We start from the raw sequence: 25,626 nt of genomic DNA, 5'->3' as shown, positions 1-25,626 counted from the left end.
TCGCCACCTCAGCGGCCTCGAAGCGGCGAGATCGCGCGATCTCGGCAGAGGGTGGCGCCGTCGCGAAACTCGTTCGCCAGGGAAATGACCGGCGCCTAGCCTCAGGTGGCCATGCCTGAGACCTCCCCGCCCGGTCGCGCACCCGAGCGGGGGCGGATCTCCGCGCTGCGCCTCCTGCTGCCCTACACCCGGCCCTACCGCGGCCTGGTCGCGCTCACCTTCACCGCCGCGCTGCTGGCCACGCTCGCGCAGCTGACGGTCCCGCTGGTCACCGAGGCCGTCGTCGACGGGCCGCTCGCCCGGGGCGACCGCGCGGGCCTGTGGCCGCTGCTGACCCTGGCGCTGGTCTTCGGCGTCGCCGAGGCGGCGCTGTTCTTCCTCCGCCGCTGGGCGATGGGCAAGAGCTGCCTGCAGATCGAGCGCGACCTGCGGCAGGCCCTCTACGAGCGGCTGCAGCGGCTGCCCGTCGCCTTCCACGACCGGTGGGCGTCGGGCCAGCTGCTCTCCCGCGCGACCAGCGACATGACCACCATCCGGCGCTTCGTCGGCTTCGGCGCGGTCTTCCTCGCCGTCAACCTGATCACCTGCGCCGTCGTCCTGGTCCTGCTGCTGCTCTCCTACTGGCCGCTGGGCCTCGCCGTGCTGCTCACCACCGTCCCGCTCACGCTGGTCGGGCTGCGCTGGGAGAAGCGGTACAACGCCCAGTCGCGGGCGGTGCAGGACCAGCAGGGCGAGCTGGCCACCGACGTCGAGGAGGCCGTCCAGGGCATCCGCGTGGTGAAGTCGCTGGGCCGCAGCGGGCTGGTGTTCGACAGGTACGACGCCAAGGCGCGGGAGCTGCGCCGGCGCCAGCTGGGCAAGGTGCGCACCCTCGCGCTGCTGTGGTGCGTCTTCGAGTTCCACCCGCAGGTGACCCTCGCGCTGATCCTGGTCGGCGGGGCGTTCGCGGTCAGCGGCGGCGCGATGACCGTCGGCGGCCTGGTCGGTTTCGTCGCGCTGTTCACCGTGCTGCTGTGGCCGATCCTGTCGCTGGGCTTCCTCTTCGCGCAGGCGCAGGAGGCGGCCAGCGCGTGCGACCGGGTCGGCGAGCTGCTCGCCGAGCCGTTCGGGATCGCCGACCGGCCCGGCGTGCGGCCGGCCGCCGTCGGCACCCCGGCCCGCCTGCGGTTCGAGCGCGTCGGGTTCACCTACCCGGGCTCCCGCGAGCCGGTCCTGGACGGCGTCGACCTCGACCTCGCGCCCGGCGAGACCGTCGCGCTGGTCGGGGCCACCGGGTCGGGCAAGACGACGCTCACCGCGCTGGTCCCCCGGCTGCACGACGTCACCGCCGGCCGCGTCACGGTGGACGGCGTCGACGTCCGCGACCTGCCGCTCGACCAGCTGCGCAGCGTCGTGGCCACCGCGTTCGAGGACGCCACGCTGTTCTCGATGAGCGTCCGCGAGAACGTCGCCCTCGGCCGCCCGGACGCCGGGGACGCCGACGTCGACGAGGCGCTGCGCGTGGCCCAGGCGGGCTTCGTGCACGACCTGCCGTGGGGGCTGGACACGCGGATCGGCGAGCAGGGGCTGTCGCTCTCCGGCGGCCAGCGGCAGCGGCTGGCGCTGGCCCGGGCGGTGCTCGGCCGGCCGTCGGTGCTGGTGCTGGACGACCCGCTGTCGGCCCTCGACGTGCACACCGAGGCGCTGGTCGAGGCGGCGCTGCGCGAGGTCCTCGGGAGGACGACGGCGCTCGTCGTCGCCCACCGCGCCTCGACGGTGCTGCTCGCCGACCGGGTGGCGCTGCTGCAGGACGGGCGGATCGCCGCCGTCGGCACCCACTCCGAGCTGCTGGCCGAGGTGCCCGCCTACCGCGACCTGCTGGCCCAGGACAGCGAGCTGGCCGAGGCCCTGCCGTGAGCGCCGCCCAGGACTGGCGGGGCGTCGCCGCCGAGGACCGCGACGACCTGACCGCCGACGCCGGCGTCTTCCTGCGCGCCCGCTCGCGGCGGCTGCTCGGCGAGCTGGCGCGCCCGCACCGGCGGTCGCTGTGGGGCCTCCTGGTCACCATCACCGCGCAGAACCTCGCCTGGCTGGCCGGGCCGTTCCTCATCGGCGTCGGCATCGACGTCGCCGTCCCGGCGCTGGTCGACGGGGATCCGGGCCCGCTGGCGCTCCTCGCCGGCGCGATGGTGGCCGCGGCGGTGCTCGACGCCGCCCTGCGGTTCCTGTTCATCACCTGGTCCGGCCGGGTCGGCCAGTCGGTGCTGCTCGAGCTGCGCCGGCGGGTGTTCCGGCACGTGCAGCGGCTGCCGCTGGCGTTCCACGAGCGCTACACCTCGGGCCGGACGATCAGCCGGCTCACCAGCGACGTCGAGGCGCTGGAGGAGCTGCTCGACGAGGGCCTGGACAACCTGCTCTCGGCGATCTTCAGCCTGGTCGCCATCGGCGTCGTCCTGGTCGTCCTCGACCCGCCGCTCGGCCTGGTCGTGCTGCTCGGCTTCGTGCCGCTCTACTGGGTGGTGCGCTGGTTCCAGCGGCACTCGACGGCGGCCTACCGGCGCACCCGCGAGACGATCGCCGCGCTGATCGTGCAGTTCACCGAGACGTTCGGCGGCATCCGCGCGGTCCAGGCGTTCCGACGGGAGCCGCGCAACGACCGGCTGCACGCGCAGCTCAACGAGGACAACCGGCTGGGGCTGGACCGCGCGTTCTGGCTGCTGGCCGTCTTCGTGCCCGCGGTGACGCTGATCGGCAACCTGGTCACCGTCGCCGTCCTGGGCTACGGCTCGTTCCGGGTGCTCGACGGCGACCTCGCCGTCGGCACGCTGGTGAGCTTCCTGCTCTACCTGCGCCGGTTCTTCGACCCGCTGCAGGACGTCGCGATGTTCTACAACGCCTACCAGTCGGCGACCGCGGCGCTGGAGAAGCTCAGCGGGGTGCTGGAGGAGGAGCCGACCGTCCCGGAGCCGGCGGCCCCGGTCGCGCTGCCCGAACCGCACGGCGAGCTGGTGCTGGACGGCGTCGCGTTCGGCTACACGGAGCGGACCGTGCTGCCGCGCCTGGACCTGCGCGTCCCCGCCGGCCAGACGCTCGCGCTGGTCGGCGCCACCGGCGCGGGCAAGTCGACGCTGGCCCGGCTGGCCGCACGGTTCTACGACCCGGTCGAGGGCGAGGTGCGGCTCGACGGCGTCCCGCTGCGCCGGCTCTCCGACGCCGACCTGCGCCGCGCCGTCGTGATGGTGACCCAGGAGAGCTTCCTGTTCTCCGGGTCGGTGCGCGACAACATCGCGTTCGGCCGGCCGGGGGCGACGCAGGCCGAGACCGAGGCCGCCGCGCGGGCGATCGGCGCACACGCGTTCATCGCGGCGCTGCCCGAGGGCTACGACACCGACGTGAGCAAGCGCGGCGGGCGGCTGTCGGCCGGGCAGCGGCAGCTGGTCGGATTCGCCCGCGCCTTCCTCGCCGACCCGGCGCTGCTCATCCTCGACGAGGCGACCAGCTCCCTGGACGTGCCGAGCGAGCGGCTGGTCCAGCACGCGCTGCGCACCCTGCTGGCCGACCGGACGGCGCTGATCATCGCCCACCGCCTGTCGACGGTGGAGATCGCCGACCGGGTGCTGGTCATGGAGGGCGGGCGGATCGTCGAGGACGGCTCCCCCGCCGAGCTGGTCGAGGGCGTGGGCCGGTTCGCCGACCTGCACCGCGCCTGGGCCGACAGCCTGGTGTGAGAGGGCCACACTGGCGGGTAGGCGGGAACGCCGTCCGGAGCGAGGGAGTTGGAGCGGGCATGTCAGCGTCGGTGTCGATGCCGCTGGGCGGCGTCCAGGTCGGGTCCTACGACAGCTACGAGCAGGCGCAGGCCGCGGTCGACTACCTCTCCGACGAGAAGTTCGCCGTCGAGAACGTCACGATCATCGGCTCCGACCTGCGCATGGTCGAGCGGGTGACCGGCCGGCTGTCGTGGGGCCGTGCGATCGGCGCCGGTGCCGCCGGCGGTGCCTGGTGGGGTCTGTTCGTCGGTCTGCTGCTGGGGATCTTCGCCTCCGACGGCACCCAGTGGATCGGCTCGGTGATCGGCGGCCTGCTCATCGGTCTGGCCTTCGGCGCCGCGTTCGGCGCCATGGGGTACGCGGCCACGCGGGGACGGCGCGACTTCACGAGCACCAGCCAGATCGTGGCCAGCCGCTACGACGTCATGTGCAACCCGGCGCACGCCGAGGAGGCGCGCGCCATGCTGGCCCGCTTCTCGCTGCGCGGCTGACGCCCGTCACCCACCCGCTCCCCGGGGACACGGAGGGTGCCGACCGGCCGTAGTGCCCGGCCGGTGTGGCATCCCCGGTGACCGGGCGCGCCGGTCCGGGCGGTGCCCTGCGGCAGGCTCTTCCCGCTCAGCCATCCGGACGCCGTCCGTGATGCCGCATCGTCGCACGGGGGATCGTGATGATGATCCGGCGCCTGCTGATCGCGCTGACCGGCGCCGCCACCTGGCTCGCGATGGGGGCCCTGCCCGCCGCGGCAGCACCGCCCGAGCGTGTCCTCACCGAGATCTACGACCCGTCGGTCACCGTCGTCGACGAGTTCCTCAGCGAAGCCTGCGGCGTCGAGGTGCGGAGCACCGCCAAGGGCCACTTCCGACTCACGCTCCACTTCGACAGGGCCGGCGAGATCACCCGCGTCGTGGCGCATCCCAGCTTCTCGAACGTGCTGAGCAGCGACTACGGGTCGCTGACGACGGCCGACCGGGGCATGGACCGGTTCACGCTCAACCCTGACGGCACGGTCACGATCTTCGGAACCGGCATCCATCTGAAGGTCAAGGGCGGTGCGTACGCGATCGGGTTGTGGGTGCTCACGATCGATGAGAGCACCGGGGAGCAGGTCTCGGCCGAGTACCACGGCCGGTTCGACCTGCTCGAGCCGCAGATCCTCGACTACGTCTGCGGCGAACTCGCGCCTGACCTCCCTGCGTGAGCCCGCCCGTCGCTCCGGTGGCCGGGCCGTCACCTCCGCGGGTGGCGGCGGACCCGGTCAGGGGTCCAGCTCGGTCCGCTCCCCGATCGGCAGCCAGCGGAAGCGGGACCGGACCTCCGCAGGGGCGCCGGCGAGGTCGCGCTGCACGCCGTGGCGGCCCTGCGTGAAGTGGCTCCACCCCTCGTAGTGCACCGGGACGACGGTGCGCGCCCCGGTGAGCCGGCAGACCTCGACCGCCTCCCGGCCGGTCATCGAGTACCGCAGCGGCCCGGTGACCGGGAAGCGCACCCGGCCCAGGTGGACCACGGCGGTGTCGACCCGCAGCCGGTCGGCGACCTGGCGCAGGCCGTCGAACAGCACGGTGTCGCCGGAGATCCACAGCACCCCGTCGTCGCCGTTCCCGTCGTCGAGCCGCAGCGCGAAGCCGACGACGTCCCCCACGACCGGGCGGGACAGCGGCGGGCCGTGCCGCGCCGGGGTGGCCGTCACCTCGAGCGGCGGACGCCCCTCGACCTCCAGCGTCGTCGACGCCCACGGGCGCAGGCCGCGCGCCCCGCCGCCGAGCCGCGCGGCCCCCGGCGCCGTGGTGACGACGACCGGGACCGACGGCAGCAGGGCGCGGCCGGCGTCGTCGAGGTTGTCCGCGTGGTGGTCGTGGGTGAGCAGCACCGCGTCGACGGGCAGCAGCTCCTCGGGCGGCAGCGCCGGCCCGGTCACCTTGCGGGAGCTGCTGCCCCAGCCGAACGAGTACCGCCGTCCCGGCCGGTCGAAGGTCGGGTCGGTCAGCAGCCGCCAGCCGCCGTACTCGACGAGCAGGGTCGGCCCGCCGACGTGGGTCAGGCTCAGACCCACCCGGGTCCGGGTCACGACGCCCCGGCCACCTGCGGCCGCGTCCCGGTCGCGTGCGCGAGCGCCCACTCGAGCACCTCGTCGGCGATCGTCTGCCAGCCCTCCTGGGCCGGCAGCAGGTGCGCGTAGCCGGGGTACTCGCGGACCTCGGTGACCGTGCTGCCGTGGTAGTGCTTGGCGTTCGACCGCTGCACCGACGGCGGCATGATGTGGTCCTCGCCGCCGGAGACGAACAGCAGCGGCGGCCGCGCGTCGTTGCCGTAGTCGACGTGGGCGTCCTGCGGGCCCGGCATGAGGTTGGCCAGCACCGAGTTCCACAGGATCCGGCCCGAGGCCGGGATGTGGTAGCGCTCGTACAGCCGGCGGGAGCCCTCCTCGTCCCAGGTGTTGCAGAAGGCGTAGTGCCACTGCTCCTCGGTGAGCCCTACGGCGCGGTGCCGGTTGGCCGGGTTCTTCAGCACCGCCCAGGTCGAGCGGATCTGCGACAGCGGCGTCACCTTCACGCCCTCGGTCGGCGCCGAGTTGAGCACCACCCCGACGGCGCCGTGCCCGCGGTCGAGCAGCAGCTGGGTGATGGTGCCGCCGGCCGAGTGCCCGATCAGGACGGGCGGCTTCTCCAGGGCGCCGATGACGCCTTCCATGTGCTCGACGATCTGCGGCAGCGTGACCTCGGCGATCGGGGTGGGGTCGGCGTTGAGCGCCTCCACCTCGACCTCGAAGCCCGGGTAGGTGGGGGTGAGCACGCGGAAGCCGCGGCTCTCGTAGTGGGTCTTCCAGTCCTCCCAGCTGCGGGGGGTCACCCAGAACCCGTGGATGAGGACGATCGTGTCGGGGGCGGTCACGGCTGCGCTCCTCTCGGCGGCGGATGCGCGGCAGCCTGGCAGCGGGCTCCGGCCGCCGATGGCCTGTGCGTGCACGCCTCTGGTCCCTCCGTGCACGACCCGCGCGCCGTCCCGACCTGGACCTTCCGCCCGGCCGGACGGCGCTGACAGGCTCGGCCGCGCCACGGGGACGGCCGGTGAGGGACCGCTGATGCTGCTGCTCGACACCTCCGACGTGCCGCGCCGCGACCGCGCCGACGCCTTCGCCGGGGCGATGCAGGAGCTCGCCTCCGCCTGCCGGGTCGAGCACCGCGACCCGCAGGACGAGATGCGCATCCGGATGCAGCTGTGGCAGTACGGCGCCTCGGCGCTGCTGGCCACCGACGCGACACGCTTCCGCCTCGTCCGCTCGGCCCGGCACGTGCGGATGGACGGCGCACCGGTCGTGGGCCTGTCCTTCCAGGCGCGCGGGCACGGCGAGTTCGCGCAGCACGGGCACGAGCAGCTGGTCCGCGACGACGACCTGATGCTCGTCGACATGGCCTCGCCGTACTCCTTCGGCTGCGCGATCGGCGGCGGTGCGCGGGTCTTCCTCGTCCCCGGCGAGGTGCTGGGCCTGCCCGAGGACGTCGTCCGGGCCGCGGCGCCGCGGCTGCGCGCCAGCCCGCTGCACGACCTCGTCCGCCGCCACCTCGAGGAGGTGGCCGCCGCGGCCGACCGCCTCTCCGCCGACCCCGGCGCGGCCGCCCTGGGGACGGCGACGGTGGAGCTGGTGCGGGCGCTGATCGTCTCGGCCGCCGGCGACGGCCGGCGGCTGGCCGCGGTCCGCCACGACTCGCTGCTGGCCCGGGTGCGCGCCTACGTCCGGCAGCGGCTGCACGACCCGGGCCTCACCGTCGAGGCGATCGCGGGCGCGCACAACGTGTCGGTCCGCCGGCTCTACCGCACCTGGGCCGAGGCCGGGCTCAGCCTCGAGCAGTGGATCATCGACCAGCGGCTGGAGGCGGCGCGGACGGCGCTGGTCTCACCGGCGGGGCTGCACCGGACGATCGCCGCCACGGCGCGGGCCTGCGGGTTCAGCGACCCCAGCCACTTCACCCGGCGGTTCCGGCGGGCCTACGGCGTCACCCCGCGCGAGTGGCAGCGGATGGCGACGGAGGACTGAGCGGTCCTCCGGCCGAGATGGCACTCCGTGCACGGGACACGCGCGGACACGCCGGGGCGGCGTGCACCGATTGCGCTCTCGGCGTCAGGCGAGCACCTCAGCGCAGCCGGTCGAAGGCGACCGCGGCCGCGGCGGCCACCCCGAGGGAGTCGACGCCGTGCCGCATCGGGATGCGCGCGCGGACCCGCGCCGCCCGCTGGGCCTCCGCGGTGAGCCCCGGACCCTCCGCGCCGAGCAGCACCGCCGTGCGCGGGTGCTCGCGCGGGTCGAGCGCGGTCAGGTCGACGGCGTCCGCCGCCGGGGTGAGCGCGACGGTCAGGTAGCCGGCGCCGTGCAGCCGCTCCAGCCCGCCGGGCCAGTCGGGCAGCACGGCGAACGGCAGCGCGAGCACATGGCCCATGGACACCCGGACGGAGCGGCGGTAGAGCGGGTCGGCGCAGCGCGGGTCGAGCAGCAGCCCGTCGATCCCCAGGGCGACCGCCGACCGGGCGATCGAGCCCAGGTTCTCGGCGTCGTTGAGCGCCTCGAGCACGGCCAGCCGGCGCGGCGCCGCCGGGTCCGGCCCCGCCAGCAGCGCCCCCAGGTCGGCGGGGGGACGACGGTCGGCCGAGGCCAGCACGCCGCGGGTCAGCCGGAACCCGATGACGTCGCTGAGCAGCCACTTGTCCGCCTCGTAGGCGGGCACGTCGTCGGGCAGGCCGAGCTCGGCCACCCGGCCGGCCACACCGAAGACCGCGCGCACGCGGTACGGCGAGGCGAGCAGCCGCTGCACCGCCGGCACGCCCTCGACGATGACCGGCCCGGTCCCCCGCTGCGTGCCGGGCCGGCGGTCGCCGGCGACCAGGTCGCGGAAGTCGGCGACCCGCGGGTCGCCGGGGTCGGTGATCCGGGTCGGCACGCCGCTGATCCTCCGGCACGCCCGGGCGGCAGGGACCAAGGACTCCGTTGACGCCCGGGGAGAAACTCATCTAGCGTTGAGTTCATCAGCCGTTGAATTCTGCCGGAGGCGTCCATGGACAGCGCCGTCACCGTCACCGACCTCGTCGTCGACCGCGGGGGCCGCCCCGTGCTGAAGGGGCTCTCGTTCGCCGTCCCCACCGGGCAGGTGACCGGGCTGCTCGGCCCGAGCGGCAGCGGCAAGACGACCCTCATGCGCGCCCTCGTCGGCGTGCAGCGCATCCGCGCCGGCGAGGTGACCGTCCTCGGCGAGCCGGCCGGCTCGGCCGGGCTGCGCACCCGCGTCGGCTACGTCACCCAGTCGCCGAGCGTGTACCCCGACCTCACGGTGCGGGAGAACGTCCGCTACTTCGCCGCCCTCTACGGCATGGGCGCCCGCGAGGCCGACGCGGCCGTCCGCGACGTCGGGCTGACCGACGCGGCCGGCCAGCTCGTCCGCGACCTCTCCGGCGGCCAGATGGGCCGCGCCTCGCTGGCCTGCGCGCTCGTCGCCGCCCCCGAGCTGCTGGTGCTCGACGAGCCCACGGTGGGGCTCGACCCCGTGCTGCGGGTCGAGCTGTGGGACCAGTTCCACGCCCTCGCCGCGGTCGGGACGACGCTGGTCGTCTCGAGCCACGTCATGGACGAGGCCGGCCGCTGCGACCGGCTGCTGCTGCTGCGCGACGGCGAGCTGCTCGCCGACGCCACGCCGGCCCGGCTGCGCGCCGAGTCCGGCACCGACGACCTCGAAAAGGCCTTCCTGACCCTCGTGCGCAACCGCCTGGAGGTGGCGGCGTGAGCACCACCCTGACCCGCTCCGAGGTCCACCCGTCGCCGTTCTCCCCGCGGCTGACCGGCGTGACCGCCGCCCGCGTGCTGCGCCAGCTGCGGCACGACCACCGCACCATCGCCATGATGCTGGTGCTGCCCAGCCTGCTGCTCGGCCTGCTCTACCTGCTGTGGAAGGACGTGCCGGCGCTGCCGGGGCAGCCGGGGATCTTCGACCGGGTCGGCCTGACGATGCTCGGGATCTTCCCGTTCGTCGTGATGTTCCTGGTCACCAGCATCGCGATGCTGCGCGAGCGCACCAGCGGCACGCTCGAACGGCTGCTCACCACGCCGCTCGCCCGGCTCGACCTGCTGCTGGGCTACGGCGCGGCGTTCGGCCTGGCGGCGGCCCTGCAGGCGGCGGTCACGGTCACCGTGGCCACCACGCTGTACGACCTCGACGTCGCCGGCTCGCTGTGGCTGGTCGGGCTCATCGCCGTCGTCGACGCGGTGCTCGGCGTCGCGCTCGGACTGCTGGCCAGCGCCTTCGCGCGCAGCGAGTTCCAGGCGGTGCAGTTCATGCCGATCGTCGTCCTCCCGCAGTTCTTCCTCTGCGGCCTGCTCGTCCCGCGCGCGCAGATGGCCGGGTGGCTGCAGGCCATCAGCGACGTCCTCCCGCTCACCTACGCGGTCGAGGCCTTGCAGGAGGTGGGACGCTCGGCCACGGAGACCGGCACGATGTGGCGGGACGTCCTGATCGTCGCCGGGGCCGCGCTCGTCGCGCTGGCCCTCGCGGCGGCCACCCTGCGGAGGAGGACCAGCTGAGCGCACCGCAGCGCCGCCCGCTCCGGCCCACCGGCCGCCGCCCGGGCAACTCCGGCACGCGGGAGGCGGTCCTGGCCGCCGCCCGCGCGCTGTTCGCGGAGAAGGGCTTCGACGGCGCCACGATCCGCGGCATCGCCGCCGTCGCGGGCGTGGACCCCGCGCTGGTCCACCACTACTTCGGCGGCAAGGACAAGCTCTTCCTCGCCGCGGTCGAGGCGCCGGCCGATCCCGACGAGCTGCTCCCCGAGGTGCTCGCCGGCGGCCGCGAGGAGCTGGGCCGCAACCTCCTCACGATGTTCCTCCGGGTCTGGGACGGCCCCGCCCGCGCCGGCGGGCTGGCCCTGGTCCGGTCGGCCGTGGGCAGCGAGTGGACCGCCCGGCTGCTGCGCGAGTTCCTCGTCGCCCGGGTGCTGCGCCGCGTCGTCGGCACCCTGGGTTACTCCCCCGCCGAGCGCGACGCCCGCGGCGCCCTGGTGGGGTCGCAGCTGATCGGCCTGGTCATGACCCGGTACGTGCTCAAGCTCGAGCCGATCGCGTCGGCGTCGCGGGAGTCCCTGGTCGAGGCCTACGCGCCCACGCTGCAGCGCTACCTCACCGGCGACGTCGCCCTCCCGGGGGTGGGTCAGGGGCCTTCTGCGCCCAAAGCCCCCTAAGCTCCCGCCTCGATGAGTGGGCAGGAGGGGTTCCGGTTCACCGAGGACCCGTTGGCCGACCCCGTCTTCCGCACCGCGGACGCGACGGCGCCCGACGGTCCCGCGGCCGTGTGCCGCGACGTCGTGAAGACCTACCGGACGGCGACGGAGTCGGTGACGGCCCTGGACGGCGTGACGCTGGCGATCCCGCGGGCGCGGGTGACGGTGGTGGTCGGGCCGTCGGGGTCGGGCAAGTCGTCGCTGCTGCGGCTGCTGGCGTGCGTGGACCGGCCCGACTCCGGCGAGGTGCGGGTGGCCGGGCAGCGGGTCGACGCGCTGCGCACGCGGGCCCGCCGCAAGCTGCGGCAGCGCCAGGTCTCCTACCTCTTCCAGCGGCCGGGCGAGAACCTGCTGCCCTACCTCGACGCCGCCGGCCAGGTGCGGCTGGCCGCCCAGCTGCGCGGCGCGCGGGTGGGCGACGCCGACGTGCACGCGCTGCTCGACCGCCTCGGCCTGGGCGCCCGCGCCGACCACCGGCCGGCCCAGCTCTCCGGCGGCGAGCAGCAGCGGCTGGCGGTCGCCTGCGGCGTCGTGGGCGACCCCGCGCTCGTGGTGGCCGACGAGCCGACCGCCGAGCTGGACACCGCGGCCGCCGAGCGGGTGCTGGTCGCGATGGAGGAGCTCTCGGCGTCGGGGGTCGGGTTCGTCATCTCCTCGCACGACCCGCGCGTGATGGCCATCGCCGACGGCTTCGTCCGCCTCGACCACGGCCGGGTGGTGGCCGCGTGACCGGGTTCCGGGGCGTGGCGCTGCGCAAGAGCTTCCACCGGGGCAGCGAGTCGGTGCACGCGCTCGACGGCGTCGACCTGGGCGTGGCCGGCGGCGAGCTGGTGGCGCTGGTCGGCCCGTCCGGGTCGGGCAAGAGCACGCTGCTGGCCCTTCTGTGCGGCTGGGAGAACGCCGACTCGGGCACCCTGACCTACGGTGGCGCGCTGGCCGACCGGCCGCCGGTGACGCTGGGCTGGCCGGAGCTGGCGCTGGTGCCGCAGGCGCTGGGCCTGGTGCCCGACCTGTCGCTGGCCGACAACGTCCTCCTGCCCGCGCGGCTGCGCGGCGGGACGGCCGACGCAACTGAGCGGGCCGGGCAGCTGCTGGCCGACTTCGGCATCGCCCACCTGGCCGACCGCTACCCGCACCAGGCGTCGCTCGGCGAGCAGCAGCGGGTCGCGGTCGCCCGGGCGCTGCTGCTGCGCCCCGCCGTCCTGCTCGCCGACGAACCCACCGCCCACCAGGACCGCGGGCACGCCGACGCCCTGCTCGACGCGCTCACCGCCCAGGCCCGCGACGGCTCGGCGGTGCTCGTCGCCACCCACGACGAGATCGCGTGGGCCCGCGCCGACCGGGTGCTGTCGATGCGCGACGGCCGGCTCACCGAGGGGGCGCCGGCATGAGCCGCCCGCCCCTGTGGCGGCTGCCCCCGTGGTCGCGCGCGCCGTGGCTCGGGCTGCGGTCCCCCGCCGCCGTCGTCGCCGTCCTGGTGACGACGGCGATCCTGGCCTGCGCGGTCGCCTCCGCGCCGCTGTTCCTCTCCTCCGCCCGCTCGGCCGCGCTGCAGGAGCAGCTGGCCCCGCAGTGCGCCGAGGCCTCCTGGCCGCAGATCGGCGCGGCCGTCGGCTTCGGCGAGCCGGCCGACGCCGCCGGCGTCGCCGAGTTCGTCGACAGCTACCGCCGGGCCTGGGCCGACCTCGGCCACTCCAGCGAGCGGGTGCTCCTGGTGACGCGGGCGGTCGGCTCGGCGGGCAACTTCCAGAACGGGATGATCGTCCGCGACCCCGCCGGCGAGCGGCTGACGCAGCCGGCGAACGTCATGTGGCGGCCCGACATCACCCAGCACGTCGAGGCCGTCGAGGCCTCCGACGCCCGCGGGGTGTGGCTGCCCGCCTCCTACGCCGAGGCCGCCCGGGCCTCGGTGGGCGACACCATCACCATGGGCAGCCTCGCGGTGCCGGTCGCGGGCATCTACACCGACCTGTTCGAGACCGACCCCGGCGCCTACTGGTGCGACTACGGCGAGCTGTACCTCAACCTCACCTCGGCCAACGTGCCGCCGCCGGCGCTGGTGCTCACCAGCGACGAGGAGACCTTCGACCAGCTGGCCGCGGCCGCGGGCGCGGTGGTCGTGCGCGAGCAGGTGCCGGTGGACGCCGAGACGCTGTCGACGGCGGACGCGCGGCGGTGGATCGGGCGGCAGGACCGCGCGCAGGCGGCCACGCCCTCCGCCGACCTCGAGAACTCGGAGGTCAACCAGGAGCTGCCCGAGGCCCTCGCCCGCGCCGAGACGATCGAGCGCGGGCTGCAGGGCCCGGTGCTGCCGGTCGCGGTGGCCGGCGGGCTGCTGGCGCTGGTGCTGGTCGCGTCGGCGGGCAGCTTCTGGGCCGACCGCCGGGCCGACGAGGTGCGCCTGCTCGCCGCCCGCGGCGTCGGACCCGGTCCGCTGGCGGGCAAGGCGGCGCTGGAGCTGGGCTTGCCCGCGCTCGCCGGCGCGGTGCTCGGCTGGGGGGTCTCCCGGCTGCTCATCGCCGGCCTCGGCCCGGCCGACGAGCTCGACCCCGCGGCGACCACGACCGCGCTCTGGGCCGGCGTCGCGGCGTTCGTCGTCGGCCTGGCGTGCGCCGCCGTCGTCGCCGGGCTGCACGCCCGCGGCACCGCCGAGCGCCCGCTGGGGGCCGCGCCGCGCTGGCCGGCGGCCGTGCCGTGGGAGCTGGCGCTGCTGGCCGCCGCCGGCTGGTGCTGGGTACTGCTGGAGGGCCGCGACGCCATCGTCGCCGACGGCGGCGTCGCGCAGGTCAACGGCCTGCTGGTGGCGTTCCCGCTGCTCGGCCTCGCCGGCGCCGCCGTGCTGCTGACGCGGGTGCTCACCCGGCTGCTGCCCGCGCTGCGCCGGTTCGCCGCCCGCCGCTCCCCGGCCGTCTACCTGGCCGTGAACCGGCTGGCCGCGGCCCGGCTGGCCACCGCCACGCTGCTGGTCGCGGTCACCCTGCCGGTCGCCGTCCTCGGCTACACCGCCACGCTGACCTCCAGCTCCCAGGCGACACTGGACGCGAAGGTCGGCGTGCAGATCGGCGCGGAGCGCTCCGTCGTCACCGTCACCCGGCTGCCGCGCGACGGTGCCACGTCGGCCGTGGGCACGGTGGTCGACCGGTACAACGGCACCGCCGCGACGCCCGACGGCGAACGGGTCGAGGTCCAGGTGCTCGCGGTCGACCCGGCCACGTTCGCCCGTTCCGCCTTCTGGGAGGACAGCTTCGCCGACGCGTCGCTGGACGACCTGGTGGCGGCGTTGTCCGGGCCGGAGGTCGACAGCCGCGTGCCGGTGGTCGCCGCCGGTCTGCCCGAGGGGGACGCCGGCCTGCGGATCGGCACCAGCGAGGTGCCCGCCGAGGTGGTGGACACCGCCCGCGTCCTGCCGGGGCGGCGGGCGGCGGTGCCGCTGCTGCTCGTCTCCGCCGAGCGGCTGCCCGAGATCCCGCGCGCGGCGGGCGCCGACCGCGTCTCGGAGCTGTGGACCGACGCGCCGCGCGCCGAGGCCGTCGACGCCGCGATAGCGGGAGGAGCCATCAGCCCGCGGGTGGTCGAGCCGGACGACGTCTTCACCACCGCCAACTTCCTCGGCATCACGTGGACGTTCGGCTACCTGTCGGCGCTGGCCGTCTTCGTCGGGGTGATCGCCGTCGGCGGGCTGCTGCTCTACCTGGAGGCGCGCAGCCGCACCCGGGTCTCGGGCTACGTGATGGCCCGCCGGCTGGGGCTGTCCAAGGCCGCGCACCTGCGCTCGCTGGTCGTCGAGCTGGGCGGCGTCGCCGTGGCCGGCCTGGTGCTGGGCGCGGCGCTCGCGGCGGTCGCGGTGGCCGTGGTCTACCGGCGGCTCGACGTCGACCTGCTCCGCCCGCCGACGCCGCTGCTCGACGTCCCGTGGCTGGCGGTGGGTCTCACCGGGCTGGCCGCGGTGGTCGTCGCCGTCCTGGCCGCGCTGTACGCCCAGCGGGCCGCCGACCGCGCCGACCCGGCCAGCGTCCTCCGCGAGGACGCCTGAGCGACGCCTCAGCGCGGGGCGCGGGCGAGCTGGCGGCTCTGCGCGACCAGCCGGCCGGTGGAGTCCCAGATGCGGTAGTCCTCGTCGAGCCAGCCGCCGGCGATCTCCGACGCCCGCGCCTCGGCCAGGCACCACCCCGGCGCCGGCAGGGCGCGCACCAGCACCTGCAGCTGCACCGTGGGCGCCCAGCCGTACCGCCCGATCCCCCAGGTGGTGGGCGGCAGGACGTCGGCGAACAGCACCAGCGAGAACGGGTCGGGCTCGCTGCCGTCGGCCAGCCGCACCCACGCCCGCATGAGCGGCTCCCCCGAGGGCCGGCCGTGCGCCCAGCCCGCGGTGGCCGGGTCCAGCCGGGTGAGCACCCGCTGGCGCAGGCCCACCTCGAGCGTCGGCCGGCCGGCGATGGTCATGAAGGCGTCGTGCGGCAGGCACTCCTCGGCCGGCGGGACGTCCGGCGGCGCGTCGGCGTGGTCGGGCTCGTCGTCGCCGAGGGTCGCCGTCGTCGCCTGGACGGCGAGGGTCGGCCCGTCGGCGGTGGCCAGGACGACGGTGGAGTGCGCCAGCGTGCGCCCGGCCGGACCCGGGGTGACCGTGAGCGACGCCGGCCCGGGGCCGGTGGCGCGCAGGTAGCTGGCCGCCAGCGCCACCGGGTGCGGGTGCGGGCTGTCGAGCACCGCCGCCCGCGCCGCCGTCGCCAGCAGGTAGCCGCCGTTGAGGATGCCGCCGCCCACGTCCCAGCCCGGGTCGAGCTGCGCCACCAGGCCGCCGCCCTCGGCGCGGGTCACGGTCGTGGCGGCGTCGAAGTCGCTCTGCGGCACGTCGACCAGGGTGCCAGGGTGGGCGGCATGCGTTACACGCACCTGGGCCGCAGCGGCCTCTCGGTCTCCCGGCTGTGCCTGGGCACCATGAACTTCGGCTGGCAGACCGCCGAGGAGGACAGCCACGCGATCATGGACCGGGCCCTGCAGGAGGGGATCAACTTCTTCGACACGGCCAACGTCTACGGCTTCTCCGAGGGCAAGGGCCGCACCGAGGAGGTGCTCGGCACCTGGTTCGCCCAGGGCGGCGAGCGCCGGGAGAAGACCGTGCTGGCCACCAAGGTGTACGGCTCGATGAGCGACTGGCCGAACGACACCTTCCTGTCCGCCCGCAACATCACCCGCGCCTGCGAGGCGTCGCTGCGCCGGCTGCAGACCGACTGGATCGACCTCTACCAGTTCCACCACGTCGACCTGCGCACGCCGTGGGAGGAGATCTGGCAGGCCTGCGAGACGCTCGTCGCCCAGGGCAAGGTGCTCTACGTCGGCTCGTCCAACCACGCCGGCTGGCAGCTCGCCGCGGCCAACGAGGCCGCCGCCCGCCGGCACTTCCAGGGCCTGGTCAGCGAGCAGTCCATCTACAACCTGCTCACCCGGCAGATCGAGCTCGAGGTGATCCCGGCCGCCCAGCACTACGGGGTGGGCATCATCCCGTGGAGCCCCCTGCACGGCGGCCTGCTCGCCGGGGCGCTGGAGAAGTCGGAGGGCCAGCGCCGCCACGAGGGCCGGGCCAAGCAGGACCTGGAGGAGAACCGAGCCGCGCTCGAGCAGTACGAGCAGCTCTGCCGGGAGCTCGGCGAGAGCCCGGCCGACGTCGGCCTGGCCTGGTTGCTGCACCAGCCGGCGGTGACCGCGCCGATCGTCGGCCCGCGCACGATGGCGCACCTGGAGGGCTCGCTGCACGCCCTCGACGTCGTCCTGGACGACGACGCGCTCGCCCGGCTCGACGAGATCTTCCCCGGCTACAAGCCCGCCCCCGTGGACTACGCCTGGTGACTTCCGCTTTCGGCGCCGAAAGCGGGGGTCAGCCCACCGGCCAGGTGGCGACGGTCTCGTAGCGGGGTGCGGGGCCGAGGTGGCTGCGCAGCAGGAGCACCTCGGTCACCGGCCACACCGGCCCCTCGTACCCGGCCAGCCGGTCGGTCAGCGAGCCGTCGGCCGGCCGGCCCGGCCGCCAGCGGCCGAGGGTCAGGTGGGGCTTGTAGGGCCGCTCCTCGACCGCCAGCCGCAGCGACCGGGCCACACCGGCCAGCCGTCCGGCCAGCGCGGTCAGCGCCGGGACATCGCCGTCCAGCCCGGCCCAGGCCACCTGCGGACGGCGGCGCGTGCCGAACCGCCCGCCCCCGGCCAGCCGCAGCGTCATCGCCGGCGCGCAGGCGACCGCGCCCCCCGCCGCCTCGACCAGCGCGGGCACCGTGCCGGCCGGCACGTCGCCCAGGAACAGCAGGGTGAGGTGCCAGCGCTCCGGCGCCGTCCACCGCGGCTCCCCCGGCGCGCCGCGCAACGGCTCGAGGGCGGCCACGAGGTGGGCGCGCGCCTCCGGGGAGGGGTCGACGGCGAAGAAGAGCCGGGGGTCGCCGGAGGTCAGCCCCGCACCACCAGACCGGCACCCTCCAGGGCGGCCAGCAGGCGCAGCCGCTCGATGTCGCGGGCCATGCCGACCGGGGTGTCCGGCAGCGTGTGCGGCACCTCCAGCGCCTCGGCCGCCTCGGTCAGCACCGCGTCGTAGGCCGACCAGAGCGCGCGCCAGCGCACCAGGGGCGCGCCGGCCGGCACGAGGGCGAGCTGCCGCGAGAGGCGGCGCAGGTCGGCCGCGACCACCTGCAGCGGACGGCGCGTCGGCTCCGGCGTCCGCTGCGCCCGGTTGCCGCGGACCACGTACCGACGACGACGGCGCGCGGGGCGCTCCCGGCGGCCGCGGAAGACGTAGCGGTCGAGCAGCGGGAGTTCGAACCAGAACAGCACGAGGAGCGCGACGACCCCGAGGGGCAGGAGGACGGCGGACACGGTCGCTCCCCGGTACGGCTCGAGAGACTAGGGGGACACGGTACTCCGCCCGCCCCCGGCGCGGGGGTGGACAGCGGCGGCCGCGGAGCGCTGGGATGCGCCGCATGAGCACCCGCACCAGCCCGTGGCCGGCCGGCATGCCGTGCTGGGCCGACCTCACCGTGCCCGACGTCCCGGCCGCGACCGCGTTCTACGGCGCCGTCCTCGGGTGGTCGTTCGACGAACCGTCCGCGGAGTTCGGCGGGTACGTGATCGGCCGGGTCGGGAGCGCCGCCGCTGCGGGTGTCGGACCGCAGCAGCAGCCCGGGGTCCCGCCCGCCTGGACGCTGTACCTGGCCAGCGACGACGTCGACGCGACCGCCGCCGCGATCACCGCCGCCGGCGGCACGCTGCTGCTCCCGCCGGGCGACGTCGGACCGCTGGGGCGGCTGTGCGTCGCGGCCGACCCCTCCGGCGCGGTCTTCGGCGTGTGGCAGCACGGGACGCACATCGGCGCCGGCGTCGTGAACGAGCCCGGCGCGCTGAGCTGGGACGACCTGCGCTCCACCAACCCTGCCGCGGCGATCGCCTTCTACGCCACCGTCTTCGGCTGGACGACGCAGCCGCTGGAGATGGCCGGCCCGGACTACGCCCTGTTCCACCGGCCGGGCGACCCGGCGCCGATGGGCGGCATCGGCGGCATGATGGGCGCTCCCGAGGGGACGCCGTCGCACTGGCTGGTGTACTTCGGCGTCGCCGACGCCGACGCCGCGGTCGCCACGGCGGAGCGGGCCGGCGGCGCCGTCCTGGCCCGGCCCTTCGACACGCCCTACGGGCGGATGGCGGCGCTCGCCGACCCCGCCGGCGCCGTCTTCTGGATCGCGCAGACCGACGCCGCGCAGATGCCCGACCGGGGCGAGTGAGCGCTCAGCCGCCGGCGGCGGCCTCCTCCGCGGCCCGCAGCGGCGGGGACGGCACGGCCGCGGCACCCCGCGGCGGGCTGACGTGCAGCTGCAGGCGCGGCGGGGCGACGTGCGCCTCCAGCCGGACCCGCCGGCCGCGGGCGAGGTACAGGCCGGCCGCGGCGCCCGCCACGGCGACGATGACCCCGCCGACGACCAGGCCCCACGGGGCGCCCAGGTGCTCGGCGATCCAGCCGATCAGCGGCGCCCCGACCGGGGTGCCGCCCATGAAGCACATGAAGTACAGAGCCATGACGCGGCCGCGCATCGCCGGGTCGGCGCCCAGCTGCACGTAGCTGTTCGCCGCCACGCTGAACACCAGCGCCGAGGCACCGGTGGGCACCAGCAGGGCGGCGAACGACGCGTAGGTCGGCATCAGGCCCGAGACGACGGTGAGCAGGCCGAAGACGATCGAGGAGACCACCAGGAACCGCTGCCGCGGGCGGGTGCTGCGCCGGGTGGACAGCAGCGCCCCCGACAGCGACCCGACGGCGAACGCGGTGGACAGCAGGCCGAAGTCCTGCGCGCCGAGCCCGAACTGCTCGCGGGCCATGAGCGCGATGGTGACCTGGTAGTTGAAGCCGAAGGTGCCGACGACGAACACCAGGGCCATGGCCAGCACGAGGTCGCGGTGCGCCGCGGTGTAGCGCAGTCCCTCCCGCAGCTGCCCCTCCGCACGCCCGGTCGGCGTGCTGCGGCGCAGCTCCCCGCCGCGCATGACCACCAGGGCGGCGATGGTGAACGCGAAGCTCGCCGCGTTGACGAAGAACGCCGGCGCGGTGTCGCCGCCGGACGCGCCGATGAGCACGCCGGCCACCGCCGGGCCGACGAGCCGGGCGCCGTTGAAGATCGTGGAGTTGAGGCTGACCGCGTTGGGCAGCAGCTCCGGGCCCACCATCTCGGACACGAACGCCTGGCGGACGGGTGCGTCGATCGCCGAGACGGCACCGAGCAGCAGGGCCAGGACGAAGACGTGCCACAGCGCGATGCCGTCGGTGGCAACCAGCAGGCCGAGCGCGAGCGCCAACACGCCCATGAGGGCCTGCGTCACCAGCAGCACCCGGCGCTTGTCGTAGCGGTCGCCGAGCACCCCGCCGTACATGCTCAGGAGCAGCGAGGGGCCGAACTGGAGGGCGGTGATCAGGCCGAGCGCGATGCCGCTGTCGCCGGAGAGCTGCAGGACCAGCCAGTCCTGGCCGATGCGCTGCATCCAGGTGCCGGTGTTGCTGACCAGGTTCGCCGAGGCGAACAGCCGGTAGTTGCGGACCCGGAGGGAGCGGAACATCCCGGTCCCCCGCCCGCGCGGTCGGTCAGCGCTCGTCTACCTCACCCACTGGCCAGCTTGTCCATGATCACCGCGGCCTCGCGCAGCACGTCCCGCTCCTCGGCGGTCAGCTGCTGCAGCTGCCCGGACAGCCACGCCTCGCGGGCCCGCGCCTCGCTCGCGAGCAGCTCGTCGGCTGCCGGGGTGAGCCCGATGACGACCTGGCGGCCGTCCGTGGGGTGCGGCGTCCGGGTGACCAGGCCCATACCCTCCAGCGCCACGACGACACGGGTCATGGACGGCGGCTGCACGCGCTCGTGGGCGGCGAGCTCGCCCGGGCTCATCGGCCCGTGCCGCTTGAGGGTGGAGAGCGCGGCCAGGTGGGTGAGCGTGACCGACGTGTCGACGCGCTGGTTGCGCAACCGCCGGGAGAACCGCATGACGGCCAGCCGCAGGTCGTGGGCGAGCGCTGCGGTGTCCAGCGTCGTCCGACTCACGGTCTTTAGCCTAACTCAGGAAAGTCCGACGAGCTGCTGCAGCGGTTCGAGGGCGAAGTAGATCAGGAACAACGCCGCGATGACCCACATCAGCGGGTGCACGTCGCGCCGCCGGCCGACGGCGACGCGCAGCAGCACGAAGCTGATGACGCCGGCACCGATGCCGTTGGTGATCGAGTAGGTGAACGGCATCAGGGCGATGGTGAGGAACGCCGGGATGACCAGGGAGAGGTCGTCCCAGACCAGGTGCCGCAGCTGGCTGATCATCAGCGCGCCGACGATCACCAGCGCCGGTGCCGCGGCCTCCGAAGGCACGACCTGCACCAGCGGGGTGAAGAACATCGCGACGAGGAACAGCACGCCGGTCGCCACGCTGGCCAGCCCGGTGCGGGCGCCGTCGGCGACGCCCGAGGCGCTCTCGATGTAGGTCGTGTTCGACGAGACGCTGCCCGCACCACCGGCGGCGGCGGCCAGGGAGTCGACCAGCAGCACCGGCTGCGACCTGGGCAGGTTGCGGTCGTCGTCGAGCAGCCCACCCTCGGCGCCGACGGCGGTGACCGTGCCGACGGTGTCGAAGAAGTCGGCGATCATGAGTGAGAAGACGATGAGCAGGGCGGCCAGGACGCCGATGCGCTCGAACCCGCCGAAGAGCGAGAAGTTGCCCAGCAGCGACAGGTCGGGGCTGCTCACGACGTCGTCGGGGAGTTCCGGCACCTGGAGGGCCCAGCCGCGCGGGTTCGTGCCGTCGGGGTTGCGGGCACCGATGTCCGCGACCGCCTCGATGACGATCGCCAGGATCGTGGTGACGACGATGCCGATGAGCAGCGCGCCCTTGACCCGGCGGACGACGAGCACCGCCATCAGCAGCAGGCCGACGACGAAGGTGAGCAGCGGCCAGCCGGCGAGCTGACCGCCGACGCCGAAGCTGATCAGCGGGGCGCCGGGCCGGATCACGCCGGCGTCGGCGAGGCCGATGATCGTCAGGAAGAAGCCGATGCCGACGGCGATCGCCGTCTTCAGCTGCGCCGGGATCGCCTCGAAGACCGCCCGGCGGAACCCGGTGAGCACGAGCACCGTGATGAGCAGGCCCTCGAGGACGACCAGGCCCATGATCTCCGGCCAGGACAGCTGGAACGACGCGAAGACGGCGACGACCGCGTTGATCCCGAGGCCGGCGGCCACCGCGAACGGGTAGCGGCCGACGACGCCCATCAGGATCGTCATGACCGCCGCGATCAGGGCCGTGACCGCGGCGATCGACGCGAACGGCAGCACGGTGCCGCTGACGTCGGCGCCGGGCTCGCCGTCCAGCCCGGGGATGCTGGTCAGGATGATCGGGTTGAGGATCACGATGTAGGCCATCGTGAAGAAGGTGGTCACGCCGCCGCGGAGCTCGCGGCCCACCGTGGAGCGGCGCGCGCTGACCTCGAAGTAGCGGTCGAGCCCGTTCTTCGGCTTGGCCCGCGGTCCCTCGCTGCGCCGCGGCGCCCTCGCCGTTCCGGCGACGACGTCCGCGGGGGTGCCCTCGTCGGCGTTGGAGGCGCTGGCACCCCGGGTCGGGCGGGACTTCTCGGCCATGGACGTACTCCTGGAGGCTGGGGGCGAGCGGCGACAGCGTGCCACACGGGCCGTCCCCTGCCGCGCACGCCGGCCCGGAGGGCCTAGGGTGCGCCCGTGTCCGGTCCCCAGAAGCAGGCCCCGCCGCCACTGCGCGTCGACACGGTCCGCGTGGTGTTCGCCGGGACGGCGCTGTGGGCGCTGGCGCTCGTCGTGCTCCTGCTGCTCGGCGACCGGGTGGACCGCATGTGGACCTGGACCTGCGTCGCCGGCATCGGCCTGGCCTTCGTCGGCCTCGGCATCATGCGCTGGCAGGGCCAGTGGGGGCGCAGGGACTGAGCGCTCGGCGCAGCTGGGGGACGGCACCCGGCCGCGGTGTCGGCCGGGAGACCGACGGTGTCACAGCACGTCGAAGTCGGCGGTGTCGTAGCGGGCGCTGGTGACGACCTCGGTCACGTCGACCGGGACGAGCGTGGCCTGGCTGTGCGCGCCGCAGCCGTAGTCGACGGTGACGACGCGGCCGTCGGCCGGCGCGTAGGCGTTGCCGCAGGCGCCGAGCCGGCCGCGCAGGGAGCCCGCGAGCGGGAGCCAGAAGCCGCAGGTGCCGCACGGTCCGGGCGCGTGCCGCGCCATCGGTGACCGCGGCCCGAAGTCGCCAGCCGCCCAGCGCGACGCCGCCTCGCTGCGGCCCTCGGCGGACATGACCCGCTCCCGCCCCAGCCCGAGCTCGGCCGCCACCGCCTGGGCCTCGGGGTCGGCGGCGGCGTCGTCCTCCACGGCGTAGGCGGGCACGAGGCGCGGGTCGTCCTCGGTGGAGGGCAGCACGTCGCCGACGGAGAGGTCGCCGGGGCGCAGCCGCTCGTGCCACGGCACCCACGCCGGGGCGAGCAGGGCGGAGTCGCCGGGCAGCAGCACGACCTCGTCGACGGTCACCTCGGGCGAGCCGGGGACCCGGGCGAGGGTGACCGCCCAGTGCCACCCGGCGTAGCCGGGCAGCCGGCTGGCGAAGGAGTGGGTGACGACCTCGCCCAGCAGCTCGGGGTCGCCGGGGTCGGGCGTCTCCCGGACGGCGCCGAGGTGCTCCCCCACCAGCTGCGGGTCGCCAGCGGTCTCGGCGGCCACGCTGCGGGCGCGCTCGACCGCGGTCAGCAGCACGTCCTCGGGGGAGGCGTCGGGCGGGAAGGAGTCGGGCACGCAGCCATTGTCCCTGACGCGCCCCGGGGAGCGTCGTCCGACGCCTCGGCCGGTCGCGGTGGGGGATCACCGCCCGGGCCCGGCTTCGTGGGGCACGATGGGAACGTGCCCTCGAACCGCCCCTCCGGCCCGCGTCGGCGCGGCGGCCTGCGCCGACGCGAGGGCGAGCCGGTGGAGCGGATGGACACCACGCCGCTGCCGCTGCCCCAGTGGGCCACCCAGCCGGGGCCACCCGCCGGCTGGGCGGGCGACGGGTCCGTCCCGGCCGGTCCCCCGCCCGGTCCCCCCGGCTACGGGTACCCGCCCCCGGGCTACACGGCCGGCCCGCCCCCGGGCTACACGGCCGGCCCGCCCCCGGGCTACACGGCGGGCCCGCCTCCGGCACACGTCGCCGGACCGCCGCCGGACGCGTACGCGGCCGGCGGGTTCGGGGGCGCTCCCCCGCCGTCGCCGACGGTGCCCGACGCCGCGCTCCCGCCGCCGCCCCGCGCGACGGTCACCCGCGTCGCCGCCGCCCGCACCAGGGAGCTGACCGGCGCGGCCGTGCGCCGGGTGCAGGCGGCCAGCCGGGCCGACGGCGCCGCGGAGAGCGGGCTCACCCAGCTGCTGTGGGTCAACGCCGTGCACATGGCCGGCGACGCGATGATCGCCGTCTCGCTGGCCGGCACCCTGTTCTTCGCGGCGACCACCGACGCGCAGCGCGGCAACGTCGCGCTCTACCTGCTGGTGACGATGGCGCCCTTCGCCGTCCTGGCCCCGGTCATCGGCCCGGTGCTCGACCGGCTGCAGACCGGGCGCCGGTGGGCGATCGCGGCGAGCGCGCTGGGCCGCGCGCTGCTGGCGCTGGTCATGGCCCGGCACTTCGACGACTTCTGGCTCTACCCGGCGGCGCTCGGCGTCCTCGTGCTGTCCAAGGCGCACAACGTGCTGCGCGCGGCCGTGGTCCCCCGCGTGCTGCCGGCGCAGATGTCGCTCACCTCGGCCAACGCCCGCCAGTCGGTGTTCGGGCTGGTCACGGCCGGTGTCTTCGGCGGCATCGCGGCCGGCCTCGCGCACCTGTTCGGGTTCGAGATCGAGCTGTGGGTCACCGCGGTCGTCTTCGCGGTGGGCGGCGTGCTCGCCTTCCGGCTGCCCAAGCACGTCGACGTCCCCATCGGCGAGCAGCAGGCCGACGTCCTCACCACCGGCCCGGTCACCCCCGGCCGGCGCAAGCGCCCGGTCAGCCCGCACGTCGTGCTCGGGCTGCGCGCCAACGCGGCGCTGCGGTTCCTCGGCGGGTTCCTCACGATCTTCTCGGCGTTCCTCGTCCAGGGCACCGTCGACGGCGGCTGGCCGGCGACGCTGGCCCTCGGCGGGATCGCCGCGGCGGCCGGCGCGGGCAGCGTCCTGGGCACCGGCATCGGCTCGCGGCTGCACGCCGTCGACCCCGACCGGCTGGTGCTCGTCTCCGCCGGCATCGCCGCCGCGGTCACCGCGGTCGCCGCCTTCTTCTTCACCCTGCCGATGGCCGCCCTCGTCGCCGGGGTCGCCGCGGTGACCAACGCCCTCGGCAAGGTCGCGCTCGACGCGATCATCCAGCGCGAGGTGCCCGAGTCGCTGCGCGCGTCGGCCTTCGCCCGCTCCGAGACCTGGCTGCAGCTGTCCTGGGTGTTCGGCGGGGCGATCGGCATCGCGCTCCCGCCGATCGGCTGGCTCGGCTTCACCGTCGCGGCGGCCCTGCTGGTGATCGCGGTCGGGCTGCTGCTGTGGACCCTGCAGCGGGGCCGCTCGGCGCGGCAGCCGGTGTCACCCGAGGCCGCCACCACGCCCCTGGGCGAGCAGTGGAGCTGAGGCGCACCACGGCGGCCGGCACCCTGCTCCTCGCACTGCTCGCCGGCTGCGGGACCGACGAGGCCGCGGCGCCGCCCGGCGTCAGCGTGGCCGTCGGCGGCCAGGAGGTCGACCTGCGGCCCACCCAGTACTGCCAGGACGGCGACGGCCAGCGCTACGGCGACGTCGTCCCGCCGATCATCGAGGTCGCCCCCGACGCCCGGATCACCCTCACCGTGCCCGACGACGTCGCCGAGCAGGGCTGGGCCGTGCAGGTCTTCGACGAGCAGCTCCAGGAGAAGCTCGGCGAGGTGGCCGTCGACGAGGGCGAGGCCGTCTTCGACGAGATCACCAGCTCCGACGTCGTCCCCGCCGCGTTCTACCTGGTGGTCGTCGAGGACAAGGGCGGGCCGTGCGGGGCGTTCTCGGGCGCCTGGCCGGTCGGCTTCATCCGCGCCGGCGGCGAGGCGGCCGGCAGCACCAGCGCCCCCGCCGGCTGA

Annotated in this window: 26 protein-coding genes; 16 read left to right on the top strand and 10 right to left on the bottom strand. The window is 75.4% G+C overall.

Annotated features, from left to right (window positions below):
• Positions 1-111 precede the first annotated feature (111 nt).
• The 4 genes from ACI797_RS02905 (at position 112) to ACI797_RS02890 (ending at position 4,950) form a co-directional block, all read left to right on the top strand.
• Positions 112-1,896 (top strand): ABC transporter ATP-binding protein, encoded by a 1,785-nt coding sequence (locus tag ACI797_RS02905; RefSeq protein WP_456857017.1) that lies wholly within the window; start codon positions 112-114, stop codon positions 1,894-1,896.
• Positions 1,893-3,707, top strand: a complete 1,815-nt coding sequence (locus ACI797_RS02900) for an ABC transporter ATP-binding protein (RefSeq protein ID WP_456857016.1) — start codon at positions 1,893-1,895, stop codon at positions 3,705-3,707. The genes ACI797_RS02905 and ACI797_RS02900 overlap by 4 nt, the downstream gene beginning before the upstream one ends.
• A gap of 59 nt (positions 3,708-3,766) precedes the next feature.
• Positions 3,767-4,240: a general stress protein gene (locus ACI797_RS02895; protein WP_456857015.1), complete on the top strand. Its 474-nt coding sequence runs from the start codon at positions 3,767-3,769 to the stop codon at positions 4,238-4,240.
• 182 nt (positions 4,241-4,422) lie between these two features.
• Entirely contained in the window at positions 4,423-4,950 is a 528-nt protein-coding gene (locus ACI797_RS02890) for a hypothetical protein (protein ID WP_456857014.1), read from the top strand.
• Between the two features lie 57 nt (positions 4,951-5,007).
• Here ACI797_RS02890 and ACI797_RS02885 read toward each other — a convergent pair whose 3' ends face one another.
• Both ACI797_RS02885 and ACI797_RS02880 read right to left on the bottom strand, forming a co-directional pair.
• Positions 5,008-5,817: an MBL fold metallo-hydrolase gene (locus ACI797_RS02885; protein ID WP_456857013.1), complete on the bottom strand. Its 810-nt coding sequence runs from the start codon at positions 5,815-5,817 to the stop codon at positions 5,008-5,010.
• Positions 5,814-6,641 (bottom strand): alpha/beta hydrolase, encoded by an 828-nt coding sequence (locus tag ACI797_RS02880; RefSeq protein WP_456857012.1) that lies wholly within the window; start codon positions 6,639-6,641, stop codon positions 5,814-5,816. The genes ACI797_RS02885 and ACI797_RS02880 overlap by 4 nt, the downstream gene beginning before the upstream one ends.
• 190 nt (positions 6,642-6,831) lie before the next feature.
• Here ACI797_RS02880 and ACI797_RS02875 point away from each other — a divergent pair, with 190 nt between their 5' ends.
• Entirely contained in the window at positions 6,832-7,785 is a 954-nt protein-coding gene (locus ACI797_RS02875; RefSeq protein ID WP_456541649.1) for a helix-turn-helix domain-containing protein, read from the top strand.
• Between the two features lie 97 nt (positions 7,786-7,882).
• On the opposite strand, the gene ACI797_RS02870 is transcribed toward ACI797_RS02875, so the two are convergent.
• A complete protein-coding gene (locus ACI797_RS02870) occupies positions 7,883-8,683 on the bottom strand; it encodes a TrmH family RNA methyltransferase (protein ID WP_456857011.1) in 801 nt (266 codons plus the stop codon).
• 114 nt (positions 8,684-8,797) lie between these two features.
• On the opposite strand from ACI797_RS02870, the gene ACI797_RS02865 reads away from it, so the two are divergent.
• Genes ACI797_RS02865 through ACI797_RS02840 form a run of 6 tightly spaced genes read left to right on the top strand, consistent with a single transcriptional unit; the run spans position 8,798 to position 15,039 of the window.
• On the top strand, positions 8,798-9,520 hold the full coding sequence (locus ACI797_RS02865) for an ABC transporter ATP-binding protein (protein ID WP_456857010.1): 723 nt from the start codon (positions 8,798-8,800) through the stop codon (positions 9,518-9,520).
• Complete coding sequence (locus ACI797_RS02860) at positions 9,517-10,314, top strand: ABC transporter permease (RefSeq protein ID WP_456857009.1); 798 nt, start codon at positions 9,517-9,519, stop codon at positions 10,312-10,314. Before ACI797_RS02865 ends, ACI797_RS02860 begins: the two co-directional genes overlap by 4 nt.
• Entirely contained in the window at positions 10,230-10,967 is a 738-nt protein-coding gene (locus tag ACI797_RS02855) for a TetR/AcrR family transcriptional regulator (protein WP_456857008.1), read from the top strand. Before ACI797_RS02860 ends, ACI797_RS02855 begins: the two co-directional genes overlap by 85 nt.
• Positions 10,968-10,979: 12 nt before the next feature.
• Positions 10,980-11,735, top strand: coding sequence for an ABC transporter ATP-binding protein (locus ACI797_RS02850; protein ID WP_456857007.1), 756 nt, complete (start codon positions 10,980-10,982; stop codon positions 11,733-11,735).
• The gene (locus ACI797_RS02845; RefSeq protein ID WP_456857006.1) at positions 11,732-12,397 is read left to right on the top strand and encodes an ABC transporter ATP-binding protein; all 666 of its coding nucleotides are present in this window, start codon (positions 11,732-11,734) and stop codon (positions 12,395-12,397) included. Before ACI797_RS02850 ends, ACI797_RS02845 begins: the two co-directional genes overlap by 4 nt.
• Positions 12,394-15,039, top strand: a complete 2,646-nt coding sequence (locus ACI797_RS02840; RefSeq protein ID WP_456857005.1) for a hypothetical protein — start codon at positions 12,394-12,396, stop codon at positions 15,037-15,039. The genes ACI797_RS02845 and ACI797_RS02840 overlap by 4 nt, the downstream gene beginning before the upstream one ends.
• A gap of 8 nt (positions 15,040-15,047) precedes the next feature.
• Here ACI797_RS02840 and ACI797_RS02835 read toward each other — a convergent pair whose 3' ends face one another.
• Positions 15,048-15,857, bottom strand: a complete 810-nt coding sequence (locus ACI797_RS02835; RefSeq protein WP_456857004.1) for a thioesterase family protein — start codon at positions 15,855-15,857, stop codon at positions 15,048-15,050.
• A 27-nt stretch (positions 15,858-15,884) separates the two neighbouring features.
• On the opposite strand from ACI797_RS02835, the gene ACI797_RS02830 reads away from it, so the two are divergent.
• Positions 15,885-16,853 (top strand): aldo/keto reductase, encoded by a 969-nt coding sequence (locus tag ACI797_RS02830; RefSeq protein ID WP_456857003.1) that lies wholly within the window; start codon positions 15,885-15,887, stop codon positions 16,851-16,853.
• Between the two features lie 28 nt (positions 16,854-16,881).
• On the opposite strand, the gene thpR is transcribed toward ACI797_RS02830, so the two are convergent.
• Together thpR and ACI797_RS02820 are read right to left on the bottom strand one after the other, a co-directional pair.
• Complete coding sequence (gene thpR / locus ACI797_RS02825; protein WP_456857173.1) at positions 16,882-17,445, bottom strand: RNA 2',3'-cyclic phosphodiesterase; 564 nt, start codon at positions 17,443-17,445, stop codon at positions 16,882-16,884.
• On the bottom strand, positions 17,442-17,864 hold the full coding sequence (locus tag ACI797_RS02820) for a hypothetical protein (RefSeq protein WP_456857176.1): 423 nt from the start codon (positions 17,862-17,864) through the stop codon (positions 17,442-17,444). The genes thpR and ACI797_RS02820 overlap by 4 nt, the downstream gene beginning before the upstream one ends.
• Before the next feature lie 104 nt (positions 17,865-17,968).
• On the opposite strand from ACI797_RS02820, the gene ACI797_RS02815 reads away from it, so the two are divergent.
• Entirely contained in the window at positions 17,969-18,766 is a 798-nt protein-coding gene (locus ACI797_RS02815; RefSeq protein WP_456857002.1) for a VOC family protein, read from the top strand.
• A gap of 4 nt (positions 18,767-18,770) precedes the next feature.
• On the opposite strand, the gene ACI797_RS02810 is transcribed toward ACI797_RS02815, so the two are convergent.
• Genes ACI797_RS02810 through ACI797_RS02800 form a run of 3 tightly spaced genes read right to left on the bottom strand, consistent with a single transcriptional unit; the run spans position 18,771 to position 22,144 of the window.
• Entirely contained in the window at positions 18,771-20,090 is a 1,320-nt protein-coding gene (locus ACI797_RS02810) for an MFS transporter (RefSeq protein ID WP_456857001.1), read from the bottom strand.
• Positions 20,091-20,131: 41 nt separating this feature from the next.
• Positions 20,132-20,566, bottom strand: a complete 435-nt coding sequence (locus tag ACI797_RS02805; protein ID WP_456541636.1) for a MarR family winged helix-turn-helix transcriptional regulator — start codon at positions 20,564-20,566, stop codon at positions 20,132-20,134.
• Positions 20,567-20,581: 15 nt separating this feature from the next.
• Positions 20,582-22,144, bottom strand: a complete 1,563-nt coding sequence (locus tag ACI797_RS02800; RefSeq protein ID WP_456857000.1) for an NCS2 family permease — start codon at positions 22,142-22,144, stop codon at positions 20,582-20,584.
• Positions 22,145-22,240: 96 nt separating this feature from the next.
• On the opposite strand from ACI797_RS02800, the gene ACI797_RS02795 reads away from it, so the two are divergent.
• Positions 22,241-22,462 (top strand): DUF2530 domain-containing protein, encoded by a 222-nt coding sequence (locus tag ACI797_RS02795; RefSeq protein WP_456856999.1) that lies wholly within the window; start codon positions 22,241-22,243, stop codon positions 22,460-22,462.
• 60 nt (positions 22,463-22,522) lie between these two features.
• Here the strand turns inward: ACI797_RS02795 and ACI797_RS02790 are convergent, their stop codons facing one another.
• On the bottom strand, positions 22,523-23,317 hold the full coding sequence (locus tag ACI797_RS02790; protein ID WP_456856998.1) for a DUF3027 domain-containing protein: 795 nt from the start codon (positions 23,315-23,317) through the stop codon (positions 22,523-22,525).
• A 105-nt stretch (positions 23,318-23,422) separates the two neighbouring features.
• On the opposite strand from ACI797_RS02790, the gene ACI797_RS02785 reads away from it, so the two are divergent.
• Together ACI797_RS02785 and ACI797_RS02780 are read left to right on the top strand one after the other, a co-directional pair.
• Complete coding sequence (locus ACI797_RS02785; RefSeq protein ID WP_456856997.1) at positions 23,423-25,147, top strand: MFS transporter; 1,725 nt, start codon at positions 23,423-23,425, stop codon at positions 25,145-25,147.
• Positions 25,138-25,626 carry a DUF2771 family protein gene (locus ACI797_RS02780; protein ID WP_456856996.1) on the top strand — a complete coding sequence of 163 codons (489 nt, stop codon included), beginning with the start codon at positions 25,138-25,140 and terminating at the stop codon, positions 25,624-25,626. Before ACI797_RS02785 ends, ACI797_RS02780 begins: the two co-directional genes overlap by 10 nt.

The sequence above is a fragment of the Geodermatophilus sp. SYSU D00691 genome, from assembly GCF_054050275.1.
Note: the sequence above shows the minus strand (reverse complement) of the source record. Positions and strands in the feature narration are given on the sequence as shown.

Coding starts and splice junctions, on each gene's coding strand:
- ACI797_RS02905 (WP_456857017.1), top strand. CDS start 112: ATGCCTGAGACCTCCCCGCCCGGTCGCGCACCCGAGCGGGGGCGGATC.
- ACI797_RS02895 (WP_456857015.1), top strand. CDS start 3,767: ATGTCAGCGTCGGTGTCGATGCCGCTGGGCGGCGTCCAGGTCGGGTCC.
- ACI797_RS02890 (WP_456857014.1), top strand. CDS start 4,423: ATGATCCGGCGCCTGCTGATCGCGCTGACCGGCGCCGCCACCTGGCTC.
- ACI797_RS02875 (WP_456541649.1), top strand. CDS start 6,832: ATGCTGCTGCTCGACACCTCCGACGTGCCGCGCCGCGACCGCGCCGAC.
- ACI797_RS02865 (WP_456857010.1), top strand. CDS start 8,798: ATGGACAGCGCCGTCACCGTCACCGACCTCGTCGTCGACCGCGGGGGC.
- ACI797_RS02850 (WP_456857007.1), top strand. CDS start 10,980: ATGAGTGGGCAGGAGGGGTTCCGGTTCACCGAGGACCCGTTGGCCGAC.
- ACI797_RS02840 (WP_456857005.1), top strand. CDS start 12,394: ATGAGCCGCCCGCCCCTGTGGCGGCTGCCCCCGTGGTCGCGCGCGCCG.
- ACI797_RS02830 (WP_456857003.1), top strand. CDS start 15,885: ATGCGTTACACGCACCTGGGCCGCAGCGGCCTCTCGGTCTCCCGGCTG.
- ACI797_RS02815 (WP_456857002.1), top strand. CDS start 17,969: ATGAGCACCCGCACCAGCCCGTGGCCGGCCGGCATGCCGTGCTGGGCC.
- ACI797_RS02810 (WP_456857001.1), bottom strand. CDS start 20,090: ATGTTCCGCTCCCTCCGGGTCCGCAACTACCGGCTGTTCGCCTCGGCG.
- ACI797_RS02800 (WP_456857000.1), bottom strand. CDS start 22,144: ATGGCCGAGAAGTCCCGCCCGACCCGGGGTGCCAGCGCCTCCAACGCC.